Source organism: Plesiomonas sp. (genome assembly GCF_051650925.1).
Taxonomy (GTDB): domain Bacteria; phylum Pseudomonadota; class Gammaproteobacteria; order Enterobacterales; family CAMTGL01; genus Plesiomonas.
Map to the genome: position 1 here is coordinate 1 of NZ_JBOFRH010000386.1, position 1,970 is coordinate 1,970.

The window sequence follows — 1,970 nt, forward strand, 5'->3', positions numbered from 1 at the left end:
GTCGGCCCGCAGCCCCACATTGCCTACGCCCTCTCAATTACCACCACTGTACTGATCATCGCCTGTCCTTGCGCGCTGGGTCTGGCAACACCGATGTCCATCATCTCCGGAGTCGGTCGAGCAGCAGAGTTTGGCGTGCTCATCCGCGATGCAGATGCACTGCAACAGGCCAGCAAAGTCAATACACTGGTTTTTGATAAAACCGGCACACTGACCGAAGGTCGGCCAACTGTCACCGCCATTACTGCACTCAATAACCACACTGAAACAGACGTTTTACAGTGGGCAGCAGCGCTTGAAAAAGGCTCTAGCCATCCGCTGGCGCTGGCCATTTTGCAAAAAGCAGACGGCCTGACCCTACCCGATGCGACTGAGTTCAAAACCCTGCGTGGGTTGGGCGTACAAGCCACCGTAAACGGTAAATCCCTGTTGCTGGGTAATCTGGCGCTGATGCAACAGCAACACATTGATGTTGATCACATCATACAACCGCTTGAACTGGCGGCAGCACAAGGTGCAACGCCGGTGTTGCTGGCTTGTGACCAACAACTGGTGGCACTATTTTCCATCCGAGATCCGCTACGCAGTGACAGTATCAGCGCCCTGCAACGCCTGCGTGCCGACGGCTTTACACTGGTCATGCTAACCGGTGACAACCCACTTACCGCACAAGCCATTGCCCAAGAAGCAGGAATTGATCAGGTAGTTGCCGGTGTACTGCCCGACGGTAAAGCGGCTGAAATCCGCCGCCTGCAACAGCAAGGCAATATTGTCGCCATGATTGGTGATGGTATCAACGATGCCCCAGCGCTGGCTCAAGCAGATGTCGGCATTGCCATGGGTAGCGGCAGTGATGTGGCCATTGAAACCGCAGCCATGACCCTGATGCGCCACAGTTTGCACGGCGTGGCCGATGCCATGTCTCTATCACGAGCAGTATTGCGCAATATGAAGCAAAACTTGTTCGGTGCATTCGTGTATAACTCGCTTGGGATCCCCGTCGCGGCAGGCATTTTATACCCTTTTATCGGGCTATTACTGAACCCGATTGTTGCCGGCGCAGCTATGGCGCTCTCCTCCATTACGGTGGTCTCAAATGCCAACCGGTTATTGCGCTTCACACCGCGCAATAGCCCAACAACACAACAGGAATAAACATGAAACGAGCCCTTTTTGCTGTCACTTTAGCGTTAACATCTGCCGCGTCATGGGCAGCAACCGATGTGACTATGTATAAATCCCCGTATTGTGGTTGCTGTTCTAAATGGGCAGAACACATGCAAAATGAAGGGTTTAACGTTAAAACCGTGATGATGGAAGATAATGAGATGTACAAGCTCAAAATGCAGCACAACATCACACCCGATTTAATGTCATGCCACACTGCCATTGTTGAAGGTTACGCTGTTGAAGGGCATGTTCCGGCAGCCGATGTGCGCCGTATGCTCAAAGAAAAACCAGCCATCAGCGGTATCAGCACACCGGCCATGCCTATTGGTAGCCCAGGCATGGAACAAGGCGATCAAAAAGATCCTTATGTGGTGTTAGCGTTTGACGCACAAGGAAAACAAACACCTTACAGCCGACAAAACGGCGCATAACATAACAGCACAATTAAGCAGTACACGGCAATGTAAACAGTACACAGCAATAACGGAAACAGAATTATTTACATAATGGGGCTTGCGGGAACTTTATCCCGCCCCCATTTTCTCAAGTAGAGAATCTTTTTTTCCGGAGCAACAGCATGAAGAAATTACTGACCCGTTTGGCCCTGTGGCTGGGTCTTTTGTCACCGCTGGCACAAGCCTATCCCGCTGTTGATGTCCGACTTGATGATGTTGATCTCGAACTGGTTGGCAGCATTCACATGGCCAGTGATCGCCTCTCTACCCTACCGCCAGAGCTGCTACGCAAACTCGACAATATTGATGCTCTCATCGTGGAGGCTGATATCACCGCTGACACAC

The 1,970-nt window shown here is 51.7% G+C and carries 2 protein-coding genes and 1 pseudogene; all 3 read left to right on the top strand.

Annotated features, from left to right (window positions below; all coding sequences use genetic code 11):
- Positions 1-1,155, top strand: a 1,155-nt coding sequence (locus ACRC27_RS08840; protein ID WP_438639713.1) for a heavy metal translocating P-type ATPase, incomplete at its 5' end; no start/stop codon positions are given.
- A 2-nt stretch (positions 1,156-1,157) separates the two neighbouring features.
- Positions 1,158-1,601: a DUF411 domain-containing protein gene (locus tag ACRC27_RS08845; protein ID WP_438621905.1), complete on the top strand. Its 444-nt coding sequence runs from the start codon at positions 1,158-1,160 to the stop codon at positions 1,599-1,601.
- A gap of 146 nt (positions 1,602-1,747) precedes the next feature.
- A pseudogene (locus ACRC27_RS08850) lies at positions 1,748-1,970 on the top strand (TraB/GumN family protein); the annotation flags it as partial.